This window comes from Bradyrhizobium sp. USDA 4516, assembly GCF_054055915.1.
In genome coordinates this window covers 8012766-8033225 of the sequence record NZ_JBSRXT010000001.1, presented here as the reverse complement: position 1 = coordinate 8033225, position 20460 = coordinate 8012766, and the positions used below count along the sequence as shown (strand labels likewise).

18 protein-coding genes are annotated in these 20460 nt (G+C 65.0%); 10 read left to right on the top strand and 8 right to left on the bottom strand.

Annotated elements, in window-relative coordinates; translation table 11 throughout:
* The first annotated feature begins 99 nt into the window (after positions 1-99).
* Both ACVI1L_RS37115 and ACVI1L_RS37110 read left to right on the top strand, forming a co-directional pair.
* On the top strand, positions 100-873 hold the full coding sequence (locus ACVI1L_RS37115) for an SDR family NAD(P)-dependent oxidoreductase (RefSeq protein ID WP_229163205.1): 774 nt from the start codon (positions 100-102) through the stop codon (positions 871-873).
* Positions 874-1127: 254 nt separating this feature from the next.
* Positions 1128-1286 (top strand): hypothetical protein, encoded by a 159-nt coding sequence (locus tag ACVI1L_RS37110; RefSeq protein ID WP_092078167.1) that lies wholly within the window; start codon positions 1128-1130, stop codon positions 1284-1286.
* Positions 1287-1343: 57 nt separating this feature from the next.
* On the opposite strand, the gene ACVI1L_RS37105 is transcribed toward ACVI1L_RS37110, so the two are convergent.
* A complete protein-coding gene (locus ACVI1L_RS37105; RefSeq protein WP_076834471.1) occupies positions 1344-1952 on the bottom strand; it encodes an FMN-dependent NADH-azoreductase in 609 nt (202 codons plus the stop codon).
* Between the two features lie 99 nt (positions 1953-2051).
* Here ACVI1L_RS37105 and ACVI1L_RS37100 point away from each other — a divergent pair, with 99 nt between their 5' ends.
* Positions 2052-2462, top strand: coding sequence for a winged helix-turn-helix transcriptional regulator (locus tag ACVI1L_RS37100; protein ID WP_456785116.1), 411 nt, complete (start codon positions 2052-2054; stop codon positions 2460-2462).
* 167 nt (positions 2463-2629) lie between these two features.
* Here the strand turns inward: ACVI1L_RS37100 and dprA are convergent, their stop codons facing one another.
* The gene (gene dprA / locus ACVI1L_RS37095; protein WP_456785115.1) at positions 2630-3745 is read right to left on the bottom strand and encodes a DNA-processing protein DprA; all 1116 of its coding nucleotides are present in this window, start codon (positions 3743-3745) and stop codon (positions 2630-2632) included.
* A 124-nt stretch (positions 3746-3869) separates the two neighbouring features.
* Between dprA and ACVI1L_RS37090 the strand changes: the two genes are divergently transcribed.
* On the top strand, positions 3870-5108 hold the full coding sequence (locus tag ACVI1L_RS37090) for an amidase (protein WP_168858163.1): 1239 nt from the start codon (positions 3870-3872) through the stop codon (positions 5106-5108).
* Positions 5109-5226: 118 nt separating this feature from the next.
* Here ACVI1L_RS37090 and plsY read toward each other — a convergent pair whose 3' ends face one another.
* From plsY to ACVI1L_RS37075, 3 genes are all read right to left on the bottom strand, one after another.
* Entirely contained in the window at positions 5227-5823 is a 597-nt protein-coding gene (gene plsY, locus ACVI1L_RS37085; protein ID WP_456785114.1) for a glycerol-3-phosphate 1-O-acyltransferase PlsY, read from the bottom strand.
* A 224-nt stretch (positions 5824-6047) separates the two neighbouring features.
* A complete protein-coding gene (locus tag ACVI1L_RS37080) occupies positions 6048-7349 on the bottom strand; it encodes a dihydroorotase (protein WP_141341912.1) in 1302 nt (433 codons plus the stop codon).
* A gap of 5 nt (positions 7350-7354) precedes the next feature.
* Entirely contained in the window at positions 7355-8308 is a 954-nt protein-coding gene (locus ACVI1L_RS37075; RefSeq protein WP_026192854.1) for an aspartate carbamoyltransferase catalytic subunit, read from the bottom strand.
* 268 nt (positions 8309-8576) lie between these two features.
* On the opposite strand from ACVI1L_RS37075, the gene ACVI1L_RS37070 reads away from it, so the two are divergent.
* Together ACVI1L_RS37070 and ACVI1L_RS37065 are read left to right on the top strand one after the other, a co-directional pair.
* Positions 8577-9311 (top strand): M15 family metallopeptidase, encoded by a 735-nt coding sequence (locus ACVI1L_RS37070; RefSeq protein WP_456785656.1) that lies wholly within the window; start codon positions 8577-8579, stop codon positions 9309-9311.
* A gap of 228 nt (positions 9312-9539) precedes the next feature.
* The gene (locus ACVI1L_RS37065) at positions 9540-9953 is read left to right on the top strand and encodes a hypothetical protein (protein ID WP_456785113.1); all 414 of its coding nucleotides are present in this window, start codon (positions 9540-9542) and stop codon (positions 9951-9953) included.
* A gap of 512 nt (positions 9954-10465) precedes the next feature.
* Here ACVI1L_RS37065 and ACVI1L_RS37060 read toward each other — a convergent pair.
* The 3 genes from ACVI1L_RS37060 to ACVI1L_RS37050 are packed head-to-tail and all read right to left on the bottom strand — an operon-like array spanning position 10466 to position 14951.
* Positions 10466-12442, bottom strand: coding sequence for a glycosyltransferase family 2 protein (locus ACVI1L_RS37060; protein WP_456785112.1), 1977 nt, complete (start codon positions 12440-12442; stop codon positions 10466-10468).
* A complete protein-coding gene (locus ACVI1L_RS37055) occupies positions 12442-13665 on the bottom strand; it encodes a hypothetical protein (protein WP_456785111.1) in 1224 nt (407 codons plus the stop codon). Before ACVI1L_RS37055 ends, ACVI1L_RS37060 begins: the two co-directional genes overlap by 1 nt.
* A complete protein-coding gene (locus ACVI1L_RS37050) occupies positions 13662-14951 on the bottom strand; it encodes an HlyD family efflux transporter periplasmic adaptor subunit (RefSeq protein ID WP_456785110.1) in 1290 nt (429 codons plus the stop codon). Before ACVI1L_RS37050 ends, ACVI1L_RS37055 begins: the two co-directional genes overlap by 4 nt.
* 643 nt (positions 14952-15594) lie before the next feature.
* Between ACVI1L_RS37050 and ACVI1L_RS37045 the strand changes: the two genes are divergently transcribed.
* The 4 genes from ACVI1L_RS37045 (at position 15595) to ACVI1L_RS37030 (ending at position 20373) form a co-directional block, all read left to right on the top strand.
* The gene (locus ACVI1L_RS37045) at positions 15595-17238 is read left to right on the top strand and encodes an acyl-CoA dehydrogenase family protein (RefSeq protein WP_456785109.1); all 1644 of its coding nucleotides are present in this window, start codon (positions 15595-15597) and stop codon (positions 17236-17238) included.
* 128 nt (positions 17239-17366) lie between these two features.
* Positions 17367-18137 (top strand): CPBP family intramembrane glutamic endopeptidase, encoded by a 771-nt coding sequence (locus ACVI1L_RS37040; protein ID WP_168858158.1) that lies wholly within the window; start codon positions 17367-17369, stop codon positions 18135-18137.
* Between the two features lie 66 nt (positions 18138-18203).
* On the top strand, positions 18204-18947 hold the full coding sequence (locus tag ACVI1L_RS37035; RefSeq protein ID WP_456785108.1) for a CPBP family intramembrane glutamic endopeptidase: 744 nt from the start codon (positions 18204-18206) through the stop codon (positions 18945-18947).
* Between the two features lie 214 nt (positions 18948-19161).
* A complete protein-coding gene (locus ACVI1L_RS37030; protein WP_456785107.1) occupies positions 19162-20373 on the top strand; it encodes an ABC transporter substrate-binding protein in 1212 nt (403 codons plus the stop codon).
* Positions 20374-20460 lie beyond the last annotated feature (87 nt).

Here is a 20460-nt window from a genome sequence, read left to right as displayed (position 1 = left end):
CAGGAGTTTGGGCCATCACGACCTTGTGTGGTTGCAATATTAAACCGTATGCCTTAGCTAGGCAAAGAAGTTTAATAATGCAACCAACTGGAGGCGGAAATGAGACTGGCGAACAAGACGGCGTTGATCACCGGCGGCAACAGCGGCATCGGGCTCGCGACAGCGAAGCTGTTCGTGGCGGAGGGCGCCAAGGTCGTCATCACCGGGCGCAACAAGGAGACGCTTGCGGCGGCATCCAGGGAGCTCGGGCCGAACGCGCTCGCAGTGGTGGCTGATGCCACCGACGTCGCGGCGCTGGAAGCCGCGGTGAAGCAGGGCGCCGAGAAGTTCGGCAAGTATGACGTTCTGTTCGCCAATGCCGGCATTCCCGGCCAGACGCCGGTGGGCGGCACCACGCTGGCCGCATTCGAGAATGTGATCCGGACCAATCTCACCGGCGTGTTCTTCACGGTGCAGGCGGTCGCGCCGTACCTCAACGACGGCGCATCGATCATTCTCAACGGCTCGGTGATCTCCGTGCTCGGCAATCCCGGCTACTCGGCCTATGCCGCGAGCAAGGCCGGCGTGCGCGCGATGGCGCGGGTGATGGCGTCAGAATTCTCGCCGCGCAACATCCGCGTCAACGTGGTGGCGCCGGGCGCGGTGCGCACGCCGATCTGGGGCGCGGCGATCGCGACGCCCGAGGCCGAGAAGATCTTCGAGCAGCGGATCGGCAAGACCACGCCGCTCGGGCGGATCGGCGAGCCCGATCACATTTCAAAGACCGTGCTGTTCCTGGCGTCCGACGACGCCGCGCATGTGCAGGGGCAGGAGCTGTTCATCGATGGCGGTGCAACGGCATCACCGGCGGGCGCGCCGATCTATCGCGGATAGAGCCTTTCCGTTCCGATTAAATCGGAACGCGGCTCTGGTTTTATTCTGACGCGTTTTCTTCACGCGAACCGGTATCCACTTCGCTCGAAAACGCTCTGGTTTGTTTCTCATTGTATCGAACGGCCGGTGTGAAGCGTTTCATACCGGCCGGTTTGGCTTGCGACTATCATCGCGCGCATTGAACCTTTGACGTACTGCCCGGACTCCTGATTGGGCGGGGAGTTTTTCACCACGGAATCATTTGGAGTGCCGCCATGCCGAAAGCAGCCCGCATTTCGACGTCGATCCCGGTTTCGCCCGCATCCGAAAGTTCAGATACGACGCAGTTTGTGACGGTCGCGCTGTTCTCCGGCATCGGCCTGTTGATTTCGCTGGTCGCCGTCATCCTCGGCATACAGGGCGTCTGGTTCTGAGTTCGTCCACCTGAACGGCCTGCCGCCGCCAGGCGACGGCAGGCACTTTGAATCACATCAGGCTGCGTTCAGGCTGCCGGCGGCCTGCAGCGCGCCCGCAACCGCCTTTTCGCGATGCTCGGGGCCGACCTGGATGCCATCGGCGGGGATGAACTCGACATTCCTGACGCCGATGAAGCCGAACACGCCGCGCAGGTAGGTCTCGAGGTGCTCGAGCGCGGCCATCGGCGTGTCGGCGCCGTAATAGCCGCCGCGCGAGATCGCGATGATGACGCGCTTGTTGCCGGCCAATCCCTCGACGCCGCCGGTGCCATACTTGAAGGTCTTGCCCGCGACCAGGATGCGGTCGATCCAGGCCTTGAGCTGGCTCGGAATCGTGAAATTGTACATTGGCGCGCCGATCACGACGATGTCGGCGGCGAGGAACTCGTCCAGCACCGCTTGGCCGGTCGCGATGTCGTCGCGCACCGACGGATCCGGCGCCGCGCCTTGGCTGGCGGCGAGGTGCAGGCCGGAGAGGTGGGCGAGCGGCGTCTGGCTGAGGTCGCGGTAGCTGACGACGAGGCCCGGATTGGCCTGGCGCAGCCGCTCGACGGCAGCGGCCGAGACCTGGCGGCTGACGGAGTGAGGGCCGAGGACCGAGGAATCGATGTGCAGAAGTTTCATGGCTGGGGTCACCTTTGGTATAGGTTTGTAACTGGCGCTATATGAGTGACCGCCCTAAATCTCCGCAAGAACGCACATTTTTGAAACCCGAGCACACCAATGGAACCCGAGCACATCGATGTAACCGCCGAAACCGGCCTGCCGCGTGGCCCCGGGACGCATCAGGACTGCCGCGGCGTGGCCTCGGTGCTGTCGCGGGTCGGCGACAAATGGAGCGTGCTGGTCATCATGCTGCTGCGCGATGGACCGCGCCGCTTCAACGAGCTGAAGAGGATGATCAACGGCATCTCGCAGCGCATGCTGACCTTGACGCTGCGCGGCCTGGAGCGCGATGGCCTGGTGACGCGCACGGTGTTTCCGACCATTCCGCCGCGGGTCGACTACGAGCTGACCGATCTCGGGCGCGGACTGGCGGTGCCTGTGATGGCGCTCGGCGAATGGGCGTTCGCGCATCTGCCGGAGATCGAGGGCGCGCGAAACGACTTCGATGCGCGGAATGGCCAAGGCTGAGTTCGGAGCCTTCGCGTTCGGACAAGCAGACCCGTCATCCTGAGAGCCTGCGTAGCAGGCGTCTCGAAGGACGCACGGCCACCAGTCGGGCCGTCGATCCTTCGAGACGCGCTGCGCGCTCCTCAGGATGACGGACAGGCGTTTGCGCGAGCGAGATATTCAGCTCGTCAAATCATCGACACCAGCCCATCGCCGTGGCGTTCGAGCCTGCCGGCGAGCTCGAGCTCGAGCAGCACGGCGCGGACAACGGCCGGCGACACGTCGGCCATCCGGATCAGATCGTCGATGCTGATCGGGCTCGGCCCGAGCAGGTCGATGATGCGCGCGCGATCGCCGCTATCAGTGGCAAAGTCCAGCGGCTCGTCGTCCTCGCGCGCGCCAAGCATCACCGGCCGCTCCATGATCGGCGTCACCGCGCTGATGACGTCGGCGGCTTCGGTGACCAAGGTGGCGCCTTGCTTGATCAGGTCGTTGGCGCCGGCGGCGCGCGGATCGATCGGCGAGCCCGGCACCGCGAACACCTCGCGGCCCTGTTCGGCCGCCATCCGCGCAGTGATCAGCGAGCCCGAGCGATGCGCGGCCTCGACGATCACGACGCCGAGCGAGGCGCCCGAGATCAAACGATTGCGACGGGGAAAGTCGCGCGCCCGCGGCACGTGGCCGAGCGGCATCTCCGAGATCGCCGCGCCATGCTCGAGCAGGGCGGCCAGCAGATCCTCGTGCTCTGGCGGGTAGATCCTGTCGTGGCCGCCGGCGAGCACGGCGACCGTGCCGCTGGCAACGGTGGCGCGGTGCGCTGCCTGATCGATGCCGCGGGCGAGGCCCGAGATCACGACAAAGCCGGCATCGCCAAGATTGCGCGCCAGGGTGCCTGCAAATTTCAACCCGGCGCCGGAGGCATTGCGGGAGCCGACGATCGCGATCATCGGCCGCGTCAGGACCTCGCGCGCGCCGCGCACGGCAAGCAGCGGCGGCGCGTCGTCGATGGTGGCAAGCCGCGCCGGATAGTGCGCTTCCTCCGGCGCGACGAGATCGATGCCGAATTTGCGGCAGGCCGCGAGCTCGGCGGCGGCGTCGGCCTCGCTGCAGATCCGCCCGGGGCCGGAGGCGCCGCCGCGGCGCGCGAGGTCAGGCAGGCGCTCCAGCGCGTGCGCCGCATCGCCAAAATGGCGGAGCAGCGATGCAAAGGTGCGCGGGCCGACATTGTCGGAGCGGATCAGCCGCAGGCGGTTGAGCCGTTCGGTGTCGGTGAGTTTTGGAGGGCTGGGCGAGCGGTCATGCATGCGGGGCGCAGCTTCGCCCAACCTGAGATTGTGATCAACTGCGACATTGGCGCAGCCGCGCGCGACGCGCTAAAAGCGCTGGGCAAGAAGCCGCCAAAAACCGTCAAGATACAGGAATCCGCCGATGATTTCGCTTGCCGATCTCCAACGCCGCATCGCCTCCGGCGAATTGTCCACCGATGTCGCCATTGCGCAGACGCGGGACGCCATCGCGGCGCAGGACAAGACCATCGGCGCCTTCGTCCGCCTCGACGAGAAGGCGCGTGGGCAACAGGCCGGGCCGCTGCGTGGAATTGCAGTCGGCATCAAGGACATCATCGATACCGCTGACCTCCCGACCGAGATGGGCGCCGCGATCTATCGCGGGCATCGGCCGCGCGCCGACGCTCCGGTCGTGATGGCGCTGAAGCAGGCCGGCGCCACCATCATCGGCAAGACCACGACAACGGCATTCGCGGCGAACGATCCGACCGCAACGCTCAATCCGCACAATCACGCGCACACGCCGGGCGGATCGTCGTCGGGCTCGGCCGCCGCGGTCGCCGCCGGGATGATCCCGCTCGCGCTCGGCACGCAGACCGGCGGCTCGGTGATCCGGCCGGCCTCGTTCTGCGGCGTCGCCGCGATCAAGCCGAGCTACCGGCTGCTGCCGACCGTCGGCGTGAAATGCTTCTCCTGGACGCTTGACACGGTGGGGCTGTTCGGCGCCGGCGTGCGCGATGTCGCGCTGGGGCTCGCTGCGATGACCAGGCGACCTGAGCTGGTGGTGCCGTCGAAGGTTTCCGCGCCGCGCATCGGCGTCGTGACGCAGGCCTTCGCCGGTTCGCCTGAACCTTCCGGCGCGGAGGCGTTGCAGAAGGCCGCGCGTGCGGCGGAGCAGGCCGGAGCGACCGTGCACGAGTTCGCTGTGCCCGAGATCATCGCCGAGGCGTGGCGGATCCATCCGGTGGTGCAGGAGTTCGAGGCGCATCAGTCGTTCGCCTGGGAATACGGCCGGAACTACGATGCGATGCCGCCGCTGCTGCGCGGCCGGCTCGACGAGAGCAGGGGTGGCACGCCGGCCGAATACGACGCGGCGATAGACGTCACGCTGCGCGCACGGCTGGCGCTGGCCACGATCCTCACCGAGGTCGACGTGCTGCTGACGCTGTCGGCACCGGGCGCGGCACCCGAGGGTTTGGCGTCGACCGGCGATCCCCGTTACAACCGGCTCTGGACCTTGATGGGCGTGCCCTGCGTCAACGTGCCGACACTGACCGCCGAGGGCGGATTGCCGGTCGGCGTCACCGTGATCGCGGGGTTTGGCGATGATGCCAAAGCGCTGGCGGCCGCGAGCTTTGTCGAGGACGCGCTGAAGCGGTAGGCCTAGTCATTCCGGGGCGATGCGCCGCATCGAATCCGGAATCTCAACCTCTGGATTCCCCGGTGCGCAATTGCGCACCTGAGGTTCATCGCTGCGCGATGCCCCGGAATGACATACGTCACTTCCGCTCGCCGATCTTGCCCTCGGTACCGGCCTGCAGGCGCTGGATGTTCTCGCGGTGCATGTAGAACAGCAGCAGCGTCAGCACGGCGAACAGCGAGGCGAGCGCGTTATGGCCGAACCACCACAGGAACAGCGGCGTCACGAACGCGGCGATCAGCGCCGACAGCGACGAGTAGCGCGTGGTGTAGGCGGTGCCGAGCCAGATCACGGCGAAGATCAGCGCCGCCGGCCAGAACAGGCCGAGCAGCACGCCGAGATAGGTCGCGACACCCTTGCCGCCGCGAAACTTGAGCCAGACCGGGAAGAGGTGGCCGAGGAAAGCCCCCAGCGCCGCCAGCATCGCCGCGTTCGGGCCGTCGATGGTGCCGGCGATGATGACGGCGACGGTGCCCTTCAACATGTCGCCGAGCAGCGTCGCCGCGGCGAGGCCCTTGCGGCCGGTGCGCAGCACATTGGTGGCGCCGATATTGCCCGAGCCGACCGTGCGCAGATCCTGCGTGCCGGCTATCCTGGTCAGCACCATGCCGAACGGGATCGAGCCCAGCAGGTAGCCGATCAGGAAGGCGAGCGGCAGCAGCCCATCAGCAGACATCGCAGTGGTTCCCTGGAGCGGTCCGGCCAGAACGGGGCAGTGCCGTCAATGAAATATTAACCATAAATCCGCACCATGGCCTTGGTAATGAGGGAGCTTATCATGGCTTCTGTTCGCAGGCGGCTGGAGCAGTTTTTCTTTGTCGTTTACGTCGCGGCCATCGTCGTTGGCACAACGATGGAAGCGATGTCGCAACTCGCGTCGCGCTAAGTTCCACCCCAGTTTCAGACGTGCTCGTAAACGGTCCGTCCGCCGACGATCGTCCGCGTCACGCGGCCCGAGAAGCGGGCGTCGTCGAACGGCGTGTTCTTGCACAGTGATTTGAGATCGTCGCGGTCGAGGACCCAGGGCGTGTCGGCGTCGATCACGATGACGTCGGCCGGCGCGCCCGCGCGCAGCGTGCCGCCGGGCAGGCCGAGCAGCTCCGCCGGCCGTGTCGACATCGCCCGGATCAGCGTCTTGAAGTCCATCTCGCCATTGTGGATCAGCCGCAGCGCCGCCGGCAGCATGGTCTGCAGGCCGACTGCGCCGCTTGCCGCTTCCGCGAACGGCAGCCGCTTGACCTCGACGTCCTGCGGATTGTGGTCGCTCATCACGACGTCGATCAGCCCGGAGGCCAGCGCCGCGACCAGCGCCTTGCGGTCCTCCTCGGTGCGCAGCGGCGGGGCCAGCTTGAGGAAGGTGCGGTAGGGGCCGATGTCGTTCTCGTTCAGCGTCACGTGATTGATCGAGACCGAGGCCGAGACATTGTGGCCGGCGTCGCGGGCGCGCTTGAGGATCTCCAGCGACTCGATCGAGGTCAGCGAGGCTGCGTGATAGCGCCCGCCGGTCAAGCCTGCGAGCCGCATGTCGCGTTCGAGCATGATCGACTCGGCCGCGGTGGGAATGCCGGCGAGGCCGAGCCTTGTGGCGAATTCGCCCTCGTTCATCACGCCTTCGCCCACCAGATTCGGATCCTCGGTGTGATGCACGATCAGCGCGTCGAAATCGCGGGCATAGGTCAGCGCGCGCCGCATCACCTGGGCGTTGGTGACGCTGCGGTCGCCGTCGGTGAAGGCGACGGCGCCGGCGGCCTTGAGCAGGCCGATCTCGGTCATCTCCTGGCCCTGCATGCCCTTGGTCAGCGCCGCCATCGGATGGATGTTGACGATCGCGGTGTCGCGGGCCCGGCGCAGCACGAAGTCGACGGTCGCCGAATTGTCGATCACCGGCGAGGTGTCGGGCTGGCAGATGATGGTGGTGATGCCGCCGGCCGCGGCGGCCTGGCTGGCGGAGGCGAAAGTCTCGCGATGGCTGGCGCCGGGCTCGCCGACAAAGGCGCGCATGTCGATCAGGCCGGGGGCCACGATCTTGCCGGCGCAATTGACGATGTCGGTGCCTTCGGGGACGCCGGCGGCGCCGATGCCGCGCTTGGCGTCACGGATCACGCCGTCGGCAATCAGGACATCGCCCGGACCGTCGAAATCGCGCGACGGATCGATGACGCGGGCGTTGGCGAGCAGGATGGGGCGGCGGTCGGTCAGCATCGGTCTCACGCGTTCGGCAGGTTGCGGGCGAGCGCTTCCAGCACCGCCATGCGCACTGCCACACCCATTTCAACTTGTTCACGGATCAGCGACTGCGCGCCGTCGGCGACGAAGGTGTCGATCTCGACACCGCGGTTCATCGGGCCGGGATGCATCACCAGCGCATCCGGCTTGGCATAGCCGAGCTTCTTCTGGTCGAGGCCGAAATAGTGGAAATACTCGCCCGACGACGGCACGAAGGAGCCGTTCATGCGCTCGCGCTGCAGCCGCAGCATCATCACGATGTCGGCGCCGTTCAGCCCCTCGCGCATGTCGCGCGCGACCTCGACGCCCATCCGCTCGATGCCGGGCGGCAGCAGGGTGGAGGGGGCCACCACGCGGACGCGTGCGCCCATCGTGTTGAGCAGGAAGATGTTGGAGCGCGCCACCCGCGAATGCAGCACGTCGCCGCAGATCGCGATCGTCAGCCCCTCGAGCCGGCCCTTGTTGCGGCGGATCGTCAGCGCGTCGAGCAGCGCCTGGGTCGGGTGCTCGTGGCTGCCGTCGCCGGCGTTGATCACGGAACCGTCAACCTTGCGCGCCAGAAGCTCGACCGCGCCGGAGGCGTGGTGGCGTACCACGAGAATGTCCGGGTGCATCGCGTTCAGTGTCACCGCGGTGTCCATCAGGGTCTCGCCCTTGCGGGTCGACATCGATGACACCGACATGTTCATGACGTCGGCGCCCAGGCGTTTTCCGGCGATCTCGAACGAGGATTGGGTCCGGGTCGAGGCCTCGAAGAACAGATTGACCTGGGTACGGCCGCGCAGGCTGGCGCGCTTCTTGTCGACCTGGCGGTTGAGCTCGACATACTCCTCGGAGAGGTCGAGCAGGCCCGTGATGTCGTCAGCGGAAAGGCCCTCGATGCCCAGCAGATGCCGGTGACCGAGGACAAAAGTCGATTTCAATGATGGGGTCATTAAAGCGAGAGCTATAGGCGCGGATGGCCGGTGGGGCAAGCGCGAAGAGGGCTCGCGGGAGTTTTCCCCGAGTAAGATGTCGCCGCCTTCCCGGCGGTCCTGCCGGGGCCCGGCGCGGGACATCCGCGCCTTGCTTTTGCGGGGGTTTCCGGAACAAGACGTGGATGGCGGGGCACAGGCGGAGCGGCAGCGACGCCGTCCTCCTGACGGGCTATACCCGGCCGTGACGCCGGAGCGAGACCTCGTGAAAATTGTCGTGATCGCATGGATGGCCATCGCATTGATCCCGGGGGCGATCTCGCCTGCCTTCGCTCAGAACTTGCCCGGCGACTTCGCGTTCCTTCGCGACATCGATCCGACCATCATCCAGGACATCCGCTACGCCGGCGCGAACAATTTCATGGGCCGGCCGCTCGCGGGCTATGGCGCGGCGGAATGCGTGGTGAAGCGGGAGGTCGGGCTTCGGCTCAAGGCCGTGCAGCAGGAACTGGCCCGGCAAAGACTGTCGCTGAAGATGTTCGATTGCTACCGGCCGGCTCGCGCCGTCGCCGACATGGTGGCATGGTCGAAGAACGGCACCGAGACCGCCGCCGAGCGGCGCTACAGCCCGGCCTTTTCGAAGACGGACCTGTTCCGCCTCGGCTACATCGCCACCCATTCGGGCCATTCGACCGGGGCCGCGGTCGATCTCACGCTGGTCGATCTTGGCGCCGACAATTCGCGCAAGTTCGATCCGGCCAGGGACTATGCCGACTGCACCGCGCCGGCCGCCGCGCGCGCCCCCGAGGGCAGCGTCGACATGGGCACCGGCTACGACTGTTCCGACGTCAAGGCCCACACCGCGACGAGCTCGATCACGCCGGCGCAGAGACGCTGGCGCGCCATGCTGGTCGCGGCGATGGCCCAGCAGGGGTTCGCGAACTATGCCAAGGAATGGTGGCACTTTTCGCTGCCGGGGGCAGGCCGGCCGGCCTACGACTTCCCGATCGTCCGGGCGCGGTAGAGCGTTTTCGAGCGAAGTGGACTCCGGTTCGCGTTGAAGAAAACGCGTCGGAACAAAGACTGGAGCTTCGATTCCGATCAATCAGAACCGAAGCTCCAGCGCAGGATTTTCCTCAAATCCGAAGCATTTTCGCAAGACGATGCTTGCCATCGCAAAAGTAGCTGAGCGCGCTTTCAACACTCCTTAATTGTGGCCGTATGAAGTGCGGGCAACACGGGAGCATGCAGCATGCGTTTCGCAGCCATTGCAATTGTTGTCGTCGGCGTCGCCGGCGTCTTGATCTACGATCGACACGACAAGAGCGCGAATTATCAGCGCGTCGATGCCCACATCAGCGGCGTCAGCGAGCAATGCTATCTGGAAAAGGTCGAGCGCGGGGTCATCACCAAGACGACATCGACCTCCGATCTGACCCGCTGCGAGATTGCCGAGCTGCTGCGCAAGGAGCATCCGAAGTGGCAGGGCTATGACGTGAAGCACAAGATCGAGGTGAAGGTCGTTTATGTCTCGCCGGTCGACGGGGCCACGCACCAGTCGAGCCTGCAGATGTCCTACTTCCCCAACGGCAAGCCGCTGCGCGCCGGGGACGTGTTTCCTGTCCTCGCCTCCAAGACCAAGGCGGACAAGACGCGTTCGATCTGACCGACGCGGTTCGACAGGACGGAAGCACAACCATGCGCCTTGGCCTCTACGCTATGATCGCTGTCGCCGTCGCGAGCTTCTATGTCTATAGCGAGCTCGACAAGCGGTTGAACTTCCGGCCGATCGATGCGCGCGTCAGCAGCGTCAAGGAACAATGCTACATGGAGAAGACCGAGGGGTCGCGAAGCTCGACCTCCGATCTGTTGCCGTGCGAGCTGGTCGAGCTCTTGGCGCGCCATCATCCTAAGTGGCACGGCGCCGACATCAAGCACAAGATCGAGATCCGGTTTGCCTACATCTCGCCGGTGGACGGCGCCGCGCATGAGTCCAACCTGCAGTTGGCGGCCTATCCCGATAACCGGCAATTGAGCAGCGGCGACATTTTTCCTGTCCGGCTTCCAGGAAGGAGGCGAACCGGACCCGCGTCAATGACTGGGTCGACCGCTGGCTCGGCCGCCATGCGCCCAAGCATGGCAGCATCTGAACGCGATGAGCTTGGGCGCAGGCTGGTCCTACGCGCCGATAAACCCGCGGCGCAGCAATCCGCCCAGCACACCGCGAAGACTGGCGACGGCGGCGATGTTGCCGTGCGACGCGCTGAACAGCCACACCACCAGACGCTGATACTGTTCGGCGCTCGGCTCAAGCCGCGCCAGCACGGTTTGGCGGGATCGCGAGACCATGGAAATGTCGGTCCACCCCAGCTCCTCCAGGTGAATTCTGTAGCGCCAGCCGGCAAGCTCAAGCGCCTCGCCCGACCGACCCGAGAGCCGCACCGAGTCCGGTGATATCGCGAGCAGGCGGCACGACAGGATTTTTCCTTCGCCGAAGAGCCAGACCAGTTCGTCCGTCTCGAACATGTGACCGGAGCGAGGCAGCTCGAAGCAGACCAGGAACGCGATGAAGGCGATCAGCATCGCGATCGCCGCCCACAGCATGTTGAAGAAATCGAGCGAGGAAATCTCGCTGGCGCCGTACGGGGAGACGTACGCCCACACGATGCTTGCGGCGGAGCTTGCCGCGATCAATCCGAAAATGGCGGCGAGTTTCCAGTGGATGCGCGGCGCCGATCGATCACCTCCCTTGTCGGTGATCTTGAAGGGACGTCCGAACGGCTTGACGATGGCGCTGAGCAGCGTTGCGGTCACCGCAAAGCAGGTGACGGCGTGGGTGGCCTCCATGAACAAGGGCAGCGTCCGCGCGCGCGATATCCAGCTCATGTAGATAATCTGTCCGAGCAGCGCCGGCATGCCATAGCGCAGGAAGGAATGATAATCGGCTTCGAACGCGGGCAGCCCGCCGAACCAATAGATCGTCGGTGCGATCAATAGCAGCACCATGAAGGGTTTGGAGAGCCAGTTCAGCACGCCGTGCACATAGTGCCAGCGCTCGGTGAAGCTGAAGCCGCGGCCGAACAGCGGTCCGTTGCGCAGCAGGCCAACCTGTATGGTGCCAAGGCACCAGCGAGCGCGCTGAGTGACATATTCCGGGATGCCTTCGGCCGAAAGTCCGAAACTGAGCGGCTCGTTCAGCCAGACCGTGCGATAGCCGCGCGCCAGCATGGTGTAAGTGAGGTTGATATCCTCCGAGATCGCCTGTTCGGGAAAGCCGCCGATCTCGTCGAGCCGGTCGCGGCGAACGACGAAGGAGGTGCCGACGCAGAACGCACAGCCCCACGCATCCTTGGCGGGTTGAAAGACGTCGAAGAAGAAGCGTTGATCGTCGACCCAGCTCTTCTCAGCCAGGAGATTATGCTGGATCGGATCGGCGTTGTAGTAAAACTGCGGGGTCTGCACGATCGCAACCTCCGGATCGGACAGCAGCAGGCCGACCGTGCGTTTCAAGAAGTCACGCCGCGGCGCGAAATCCGCATCGAGCACCAGAATGACCGGCGCGGCGGTCGCACGGCCAGCCGCGGCCAACCCGTTGTTGAGGTTGCCGGCCTTGGCACCCCTGTTGTCAGGCCGCGTCAGATGGCGTGCGCCGACCCGCTCGCAATAGTCCCGCAGCCAGTCGCGTCGCGTGTCATCGAGAACCCACACCGTCACATTGGCATAGTCGAGCGCCAGCGCGCCCAGGATCGAGCGCTGGAGGATTTCGAACGGCTCGTCATAGGTGCAGATGAAGACGTCGACGGCGGGATCGCGATTGTCCGCGGCCAAAAGCTGCTGGGCGGCGTCGGCCTGCGCGGTGCGGTCGGTGCTGCGGAACAGGATGACGATCGAGATCAGCGTGTAGAGGATCGCGAGCAACTCGAACGCAATGAAGAGCCGCGGCCAAAGACTTTGCGCCGATAACTCGAACGGCGGCAGCGTATCGCTCCATCGCCACAGCGCATACATGACGAGAAGGGCCGCCGTGGTCGTCCCGAACAGCGTACGGTGGCTGGCATGCGACGGCTCCAACAGCCGAGCCATGACCAGAAGCCCGAGCAAAATGCCGACGTCGATGGTCAGGACTGACACGATATCCGCGGCGGATGGGAACATTAGCTTATCCTTTTGCCGGTGAACGGATTCCAGCCGGTTTCGGCCAGCGCGGCCCACGCCGTCGCGCCGAGATGCGGGCGGCGGTAGTAGAAAAAGTCGGGATCGCCGCCGCTGGTCGGATCGATCGATAATCCCGTCGTCAGCCGCGCCGGCCGTGACGCATTGAGCAGGCCGGACGACGTCTGGTCCGCCTTCAGGTCTGCCAGCAGTCGATTGCTCTCGTGTAGGTCGCCGCTGATCCGGTAGGCCAAGGCCGCCTGCGCGGTGCCCTCCACCCAGAGGCCGTCGCGATCGCCGTTGAAATCGAAACCGCCGTCGACCCCGAGCCGCGCTTTTGCGAAGCCGAGCGCGCTCTTCCATGCTGCGGGCGATTCAGGCATCGCCATCCACGGCCAAAGCTGCGCGTCGAGCGCGAGCAGGCCCTCGTCCGCGAGGCTGCCGTCAGGCTTCGTCCCAAGCAGGAAGTGATCGCCGCGAAAGGCGCGATCGAGCAGCCGCCGCGCCTGTCCTGCCGCGCTGTCGTATTTCCGTTCGCCAGTCAGGCGGAACAGCCAGCGAGCGGCGGCGTGAACGTCGGCGTTGTGCTCGGTCGACATCCAGGTGAGCCTGACCTGCTTCGGATCGTAGCCGTGAAAGCCGCCGTAAAAGCCATTTTCGGAAGCGGTTGCGCCGATCATCCAATCGACCAGGCGCTCCGCGTCGGCGAGATATCGAGGATCGTGGGTTGCCTGATGCAGCGTCAGCAGTGCCAAGGCAGCCCAGGCGACGTTTCCGGTCGAGGTGCCGTCCTGCGCCGGATCCTCCGCCCAGACCCTGGCATGTCCGTCCCACCAGCCCGGTAGATCGGGAATAGGCTGGTTCACCGCGCCGGCACGATAGGCATTGCGCACACGGCCGTCATCGAAGCTCCGGTCGTTGCCTGCGGCGCGGCTGAGCGCGTTGCTGATTGGCCTTGCATCCGACACGTTGCCGCAGGCAACAAGCGCAATGACGGCGAGCGCATTGTCGTAGACGAACGCCGTCGTGGCGAGACCCGCGGGAAGGGCCGCTTCATCCTCGCCGGGCTCATAGCTGCGGACGAAGACCGCGTCGGCCGCGCTGCTGTGCGGCGCGACCGCCTTTTTCAGCCCGGCGCAGAACGTGCTTGCGGTTTGCGCCGTGTGGCCTGCCGCCGGCGCGCCCACGATCGCCGCGCACAGCATCATCGCGATGGCCGATTTCATTGCGATACGAGGGCACGAGTTCCGGGTGGTGGTTCGTTGTCGTCGGCCTTCGGCTGCGGCGGCTCCGAGGCATGGAAAGCGTCATGCAGACGAGCGATACCGGCGCGCCGGGCATCCGCATCCGGCGGCGTCTTCTGCGCGGTATCGGCGGTGCCTGCGTCGCCGCCGATCCACGACGCAACGTAGTGGCCGAGCCGGTGCCAAGTGACCGACATCGAGGGGACCACACCATTCTCGCGCGTCACCGTCACCCATTGGCCGACCGGACAGGCGGACGCGTCGGCGGTCCCCGTTTGCTGCACCGGTCCGCCGTCGCCTGCCTGGTCCGGCGTGATGATGGCGTAGAGTTCGCGCCGCTCGGTTTGCGGGAACGGAACGGCAAAGCGCTCATCGGCTTTGTCGCTGGTCTTCGGTACGACCGCAGTGACGACGCCGGACCGCAACGAACTCCCGTCGATGCGAACGCGGGTGCCGGGCATCATGCTCTGGCCCTGCCGGTAGGAAAAGATGGCGACGACAAAGCGCTTGTCGCAGTCGATGACGGAGCTGATAGTATCACCGGCGCTGACATGCCGCCCCATCGCGGCGCCGACGCTCGAGACCTTGCCCTGGCCGCGCGCGACGACATCGGCATCCGCCAGCGTCGCCAGCCTGCGCGTTTCGGCGTCGATCAGGTGCTCGAGATCGGCAAGCACTGCGGCTTGCTGCTTTTGCTCGATTTTCATCCGCGTGGCGTCGAGATCGATGTCCCTGCGCTTCTGGGCCAGATTGTTGAGAGCAACCAGTTCCTCGCCGACATAGATACCCCTGCTCAGGGCGTTGAGCTGTGCCATCTTCTGATTCAGCTTGGCGGCCTCTGCGTCCGCACCATGTATGGTCGCGGCATATTGCTGAGTTGTCGGCCGGAGCATGTCGTTACTCGCGGCATTGCGTGTCACCATATTGGTCTGGCGGTCGACCAGGGCCTTCTTTTCACCGCTCGCGGCGTTGGATTGAGCGACACGGGCGCGAAGCTCCTCGATCCGCGACTGTAACTGACCCTTGAGCTGGCTGGTCTGATCAGCAATCTCGCCATCGAGGGACGAAACATAGTTGAAGTCCGATTCGTGCTTTGCGCGCGTCGCATCGAGCTTCTGCCGTGCGTCGGACGCCTTTTCCTGCAACGCGATCAGCGTCCCGCGATCGATCCTTGGATTGCTGATCCGCGCCAGCGTTTCGCCATCGCGGACGTCCCGGCCCGGAAGCACCGTCAACAGGCCGACTTCGCCGCTGATCGGCGCGGTCAAAAGCGTAACGGGGGCGTTGACCACGGCACGATCGGATTGATCCGCTACGATCGGCGGCGTCACCGCGGTGAGCATCAGGACAGAGAGCAATCCGGCGACGCCGATGGCGGATATTCTCAGTATTCCGGGATGTTTCCGCACAGTACCGCGCGTTTCAGATCTATCAATCATCAGTTCTCTCTCGGTTGGGAGGGCCTAAAAGAGCGCGTCTTGGTGATTGGTTGCCTGTTTTTCCCTGCGCATGGCTAGGACTGCAACAACGCAGAGCGCATTTGGTTGCTGCAGAAACCGAGCGGAAAACCTGCAGCAGGAGCGGCGGACGCACGGAGGAACGGGTGAACGGCAGCCCGGATCGCCGGTTCCGGCCGTACGGCGGCGGCTGATGATAGCGGACAGCCCAAGGGGCGTCCGTTGATGGGCCCTGCTGCGATATCGCCCCGCGATCGGAGCGGACATCGGCTGCGCGGACCCCGATAACCCCCGATTCACCAGCACGCGGCCGAATGCGCATTTTTCGCTGCCCGGCACCGGCTCACGGGCTTATGATCCTCCGATTCCATTGCGCCGCGGCTGGCCCGTGATCCCGGCCGGAAGAGGCCGGTTGTCCAGGCCGCATGCGTGCAGACCAGTTGCCGAGGAGACCATGACGCAGGCTCCGTTTGCCACCCACGACGTCTTCAACCAGTCGCCGCCGTTCGAAAATGTCGACCTGTTCACGGCGGATGTGCCGCTCGCCGCGGCAGTCGCTGCCAATGGCGGGGCGGCGGCAACGGCGGAGCTGTCGGATTTTGGCAAGCATTGGGGCTCGGACGCGATGGCGGAGCGCGGCCGCATCGCCAACGAGAACACGCCGAAGCTGCGCTTGTTCGATGCCAGGGGCAATCGCCGCGACGAGGTCGAGTTTCATCCGGCCTATCACGAGCTGATGGCGCACTCCGCGCATGCAGGCGTGCACAACTCGACCTGGAGCGCCGACGGCAAGCCGGCCGGCGGAGCGGCCGAGGTGGTGCGTGCGGCAAAGTTCTACATCGCTTCCCAGGTCGAGACCGGCCATCTCTGCCCGATCACGATGACGCGCGCCTCGGTCGCGGCGCTGGCCTCGCAGCCGGACATTCTGGCGAAGACGATGCCGGTGATCGGAACGCGCGCCTACGATCCCACCTTTGCGCCGTGGTGGACCAAGCGCGGCATGACCCTCGGCATGGGCATGACGGAAAAGCAGGGCGGCACGGATGTGCGCGCCAACATGACGCGCGCCGAGCGCGACGGCGGGGCCTGGCGCATCACCGGGCACAAATGGTTCATGTCGGCGCCGATGTGCGACGCCTTCCTGGTGCTGGCGCAGACCATGAATGGGCTGAGCTGCTTCTTCATGCCGCGCTTTGCGTCCGACGGCACGGTCAACGCGATCCACTTCCAGCGCCTGAAGGACAAGCTCGGCAACCGCTCCAATGCCTCGTCGGAGGTCGAATTCCACGGCGCTTATGCCGAGCTGATCGGCGAGGAGGGCAAGGGCATCCGCACCATCATCCAGATGGTGCAGCTGACGCGGCAGGATTGCGCGATCGCATCCGCCGGGCTGATGCGCTCGGGGCTGGCGCATGCGCTCCATCACGCGCGGCATCGCAGCGTGTTCCAGAAGCATCTCGCCGACCAGCCGCTGATGCAGGCGGTGCTGTCGGACATGGCGCTGCATGTCGAGGCGTCGATCGCGCTGGTGATGAGGCTCTGCCGTGCCTTCGATCGCGCGCCGGCCGATGCGGGCGAGGCCGCCTATATGCGGCTGCTGACGCCGGCGATCAAATACTGGACCTGCAAGAGCGCGCCCGGCTTCCTCTATGAGGCGATGGAGTGCCTCGGCGGCAATGGCTATGTCGAGGAAGGCATTTTGGCGCGCCATTACCGGGAGGCGCCGGTCAACGCGATCTGGGAGGGGTCCGGCAACGTGATGTGCCTCGACGTGCTGCGCGCGCTCGGCCGCGAGGCCGATGCCGCGCTCGCGGTGCTGCGCGCGCTCGCCGAGGAGACCAGGGGCCTGCCCGGCGCCGCCGAGGCTGTTGCCTCGATCGGGCAGTCGTTCCGGCGGCCGGACAGCGAGCGCGTCGCGCGGCTTGCAGTCGAGCAGCTGGCGCTCCTGGCGGCAACCGCGGCGCTCAACCAGGTCTCGCCGAAAAACGCCGAACTGTTCGCGGTGGCACAGCTTGCCGAACGCCACGCCGGCATGTACGGCGCGGTGGACTTATCCGATGCCAATCAGCACGCGCTGCTGGCGCGGGCGCTGCCATGACCACATTGACCACCGTCATGCCCGGCCTTGTGCCGGGCATCCACGTCTTTGCTTCGACAGGGCAAGGAAAGACGTTGATGGCCGGGACAAGCCCGGCCATGACGAATTGATAGAGCCGAGGTTCGCTGATGGATTCTCTCACGCCGCAAGACGCGACTGCCGCGATCGAACCGCCACCGCTCCCCCCGCGGGTCTGGAAATTCTGGGGCACCGCGCTGTGGGGCCTGTTGATCTTCGCCGCGATGTTCGTCGGCCAGGTCACGGTCATCGTCTGGCGCATCGTCGCGCAGGGCGGGGAGGTGTCGACGGCCGGCATCACCCATGTGGTCGCCGACGGCCTGACGATCTCGCTCTCGGTCCTCGCCGGCCTGCCGATGGTGTTGCTGGTGCTGTGGTTCGCGATCCGCCGGACCCGGATCCCGTTCGCCGTTTACCTCGGGCTGCGCGGGACGTCGTGGAAGAACGTGATCATCGGCGTCGTCGCGCTCGTCGTGCTGGTCGGAGCCTGGGACATGGTGTCCCGCGCCGCCGGCCGCGAGGTGTCGCCGGGCTTCATGGGCGACGTGCTGAAATCGGCGCAGGAGCACAGCGCGCTGTGGCTCCTGGTGATCGCCTTCGCCGTGGCCGCGCCGCTCTGGGAGGAACTGTTCGCGCGCGGCTGGCTCTACCGCGGCTGGTCGGAATCCGCGCTCGGACCCTATGGCGCGATCCTGCTGTCGTCGATCGTCTGGACGGTGATGCACCTGCAGTACGACTGGTTCTTCCTCTGCCAGGTGCTGACGATCGGCCTCCTGTTCGGCTATTTGCGCTTCCGCACCGGATCGACCTGGCTGACCATCCTGCTGCACGGGCTGAACAATTTCGCGGCGACGATCCAGACCTGGTGGCTGGCGGGCTGAGAGTTCTCTATGCTAGGTTGAAGCTAGCCCCACCTTCGCTGCAACGTTGTTGCAGAAGAATCCCATATGTCGAACTTCGAGAATGCCAACGCGCCGGTCCCGGCTTCGGCGAAATCGCCGCGGGTATGGGATTTCCTGGAGACGACGCTTGTTGGCCTTCTCGCCTACGGCGCGTTTCTTCTGACGGGAGGGCTTGGTGTTCTTGTCCTTATGCACGCGCAGTATGGGACAATCCCGATTGCTCAGGCCGGGCTCGAGGGACGCTGGCAGGGTGCAGGTCTGGTGCTCGGAAGTCCAGCCGCTGTTGCGGTGCTTTGGGTCGCCGTCCGCAAGCTCGATCGGGGCTTTTCCGAGTACCTTGCGCTCAATTGGCCCAGTTCAAGAGAGCTTTTTCTCGCATTGGCCATCGCGGCAGTTCTGCTGATTGTGGAGAGCTGTTTTCTAGCTTTCGTAGGAGCAGACACGAGTCGGGCCGCTCCCAATCTGAACGTGCAGGGGCGGGTTGGCTTGCTCACCTTCCTGATCGGCTGCTGCTTGGCCGCGCCGATCATGGAGGAGTTTGTCTTCCGCGGCTTTTTGTTTCGAGGATGGTCGCAGTCCTTCCTCGGACCAGTCGGTGCCATCGTCTTGACATCACTGGTTTGGGCTCTCAACCACACGCAGTACGATTGGTCCTATCGTTTTTGTCTATTCATTTTCGGCCTCGCTCTGGGCTACTTTCGTTGGCGCAGTAATTCGACCTGGCTGACTGTGATCGTTCACTCGGCCTTGAACATAGTCAGCTGCTTCATGATAGGCCCTTACGCTTAACGCCCCATCGCGACGACACGATCGGCAACGTGATGGCCGCCGGAGCCGTCTGCAGCGCGATGATCCGGAACAAGCAGTGGCGCATCGCCGCCCATCGGAAGGTTGACGAAGGGGATGCCAGCATCCCGTCCGAGTGCTATGATCTGGATCAATGAATGAGCGCGGGCCGGACTGAAACCAGGCAGCGGCGGCTGCCGTCGTGCGAGCTCTTCTCATGGCTATCTTGATCCGAGCAATCCTGGCCAGCGTCGTTGCGCTGGCGTCTCTCGGCGCCATCACGCAGCAGGTGCGCGACCAGGGCGTTACCGACACCGAAATCCGGATCGGCAATGTCATGCCGTATAGCGGCGCGCTGGAGATTTTCGGCCAGATCGGCAAGGCGGAAGCCGCCTATTTCGAGATGATCAACGAACGCGGCGGCATCAATGGCCGCAAGATCCGCTTCATGTCCTATGACGATCTGTCGGATCCCGCCAACGCCATGGATCTCACGCGCATTCTGGTCGAAACCGACAATGTGCTCTTGATGTTCGGTTCGTTCGGCACGCCGGGGAATCTCGCGGTGCGGAAGTATCTCAACGAACGGAAGATCCCCCAGCTTTTCGTTGCTTCCGGCGATCACGAGCTCAGCGAGCCGGCCTCCTATCCGTGGACCATGGGCTGGCAGCCTTCGTATCGCGAGGAGGGACGCATCTACGCGAACTACATCCAGGCTTTCTATCCCGGCAAGAAAATCGTGGCGCTTTGGGAGAATGACCAGTTCGGGCGCGAATTGTTCAAGGGACTGGTGCAAGGGCTGGGCGACGTCGCCCACAACATCAGGGTCGACATCGCCTATGATGTCGACGATCAGCACCTGGACGGCCACGTCTCGATCCTGAAGCAATCTGGCGCCGAGGTCTTCGTGTTTGCCGGAGTACCGGAAAATGCCGCCAAGGTGATCCGCGCGGCGGCCGACCACGGCTGGCGGCCGGTGTTCGTCGTGAACCAGATGGCGTCATCGATCGAGACGGTGCTCAAGCGGGCCGGCACGGAGAATGCGACCGGCGTCATCACCGCCGCGTTCCTGAAGGATGCGAGCGATCCGGCCTGGAGAGCGGAGCAGGGCGCCTGGTACAGCTTCCTGGACAAGTATACCAAAGCCGGCGGCAAGGATGACGCGGCCGCAGTCTACGGCTATGCCGCCGCCGAAACGATGGTCGAGGTGCTCAGGCAATGCGGCAACGACCTGTCGCGCGAGAACGTCATGAAGCAGGCCGCGGCGCTCAGGGATTATCAGGCGTCCGCCTTGCTCCCCGGCATCAAGATCAACACCGCTCAGTTCCGACCGGTCGAGCAATTGCGGTTGCTTCAGTTCGATGGCCGTAGCTGGCAGCCGATCGGGGATGTGCTCGATACGGCGTTCGCCGGTTCGACCGGGAAATAGCGGCGATCAACATAAGTCTACGAGCCGCGCGCAATTGTTGCGGGCCTTCGCTCTTGCTGAAGCGCAAGGGCGAGTTGTGGTGCTACG

What these genes read in the sequence shown, in the direction of transcription:
- ACVI1L_RS37115 (WP_229163205.1), top strand. Translation starts at nt 100, where the DNA reads ATGAGACTGGCGAACAAGACGGCGTTGATCACCGGCGGCAACAGCGGC.
- ACVI1L_RS37110 (WP_092078167.1), top strand. Translation starts at nt 1,128, where the DNA reads ATGCCGAAAGCAGCCCGCATTTCGACGTCGATCCCGGTTTCGCCCGCA.
- ACVI1L_RS37105 (WP_076834471.1), bottom strand. Translation starts at nt 1,952, where the DNA reads ATGAAACTTCTGCACATCGATTCCTCGGTCCTCGGCCCTCACTCCGTC.
- ACVI1L_RS37100 (WP_456785116.1), top strand. Translation starts at nt 2,052, where the DNA reads ATGGAACCCGAGCACATCGATGTAACCGCCGAAACCGGCCTGCCGCGT.
- dprA (WP_456785115.1), bottom strand. Translation starts at nt 3,745, where the DNA reads ATGCATGACCGCTCGCCCAGCCCTCCAAAACTCACCGACACCGAACGG.
- ACVI1L_RS37090 (WP_168858163.1), top strand. Translation starts at nt 3,870, where the DNA reads ATGATTTCGCTTGCCGATCTCCAACGCCGCATCGCCTCCGGCGAATTG.
- plsY (WP_456785114.1), bottom strand. Translation starts at nt 5,823, where the DNA reads ATGTCTGCTGATGGGCTGCTGCCGCTCGCCTTCCTGATCGGCTACCTG.
- ACVI1L_RS37080 (WP_141341912.1), bottom strand. Translation starts at nt 7,349, where the DNA reads ATGCTGACCGACCGCCGCCCCATCCTGCTCGCCAACGCCCGCGTCATC.
- ACVI1L_RS37075 (WP_026192854.1), bottom strand. Translation starts at nt 8,308, where the DNA reads ATGACCCCATCATTGAAATCGACTTTTGTCCTCGGTCACCGGCATCTG.
- ACVI1L_RS37070 (WP_456785656.1), top strand. Translation starts at nt 8,577, where the DNA reads ATGGCCATCGCATTGATCCCGGGGGCGATCTCGCCTGCCTTCGCTCAG.
- ACVI1L_RS37065 (WP_456785113.1), top strand. Translation starts at nt 9,540, where the DNA reads ATGCGTTTCGCAGCCATTGCAATTGTTGTCGTCGGCGTCGCCGGCGTC.
- ACVI1L_RS37060 (WP_456785112.1), bottom strand. Translation starts at nt 12,442, where the DNA reads ATGTTCCCATCCGCCGCGGATATCGTGTCAGTCCTGACCATCGACGTC.
- ACVI1L_RS37055 (WP_456785111.1), bottom strand. Translation starts at nt 13,665, where the DNA reads ATGAAATCGGCCATCGCGATGATGCTGTGCGCGGCGATCGTGGGCGCG.
- ACVI1L_RS37045 (WP_456785109.1), top strand. Translation starts at nt 15,595, where the DNA reads ATGACGCAGGCTCCGTTTGCCACCCACGACGTCTTCAACCAGTCGCCG.
- ACVI1L_RS37040 (WP_168858158.1), top strand. Translation starts at nt 17,367, where the DNA reads ATGGATTCTCTCACGCCGCAAGACGCGACTGCCGCGATCGAACCGCCA.
- ACVI1L_RS37035 (WP_456785108.1), top strand. Translation starts at nt 18,204, where the DNA reads ATGTCGAACTTCGAGAATGCCAACGCGCCGGTCCCGGCTTCGGCGAAA.
- ACVI1L_RS37030 (WP_456785107.1), top strand. Translation starts at nt 19,162, where the DNA reads ATGGCTATCTTGATCCGAGCAATCCTGGCCAGCGTCGTTGCGCTGGCG.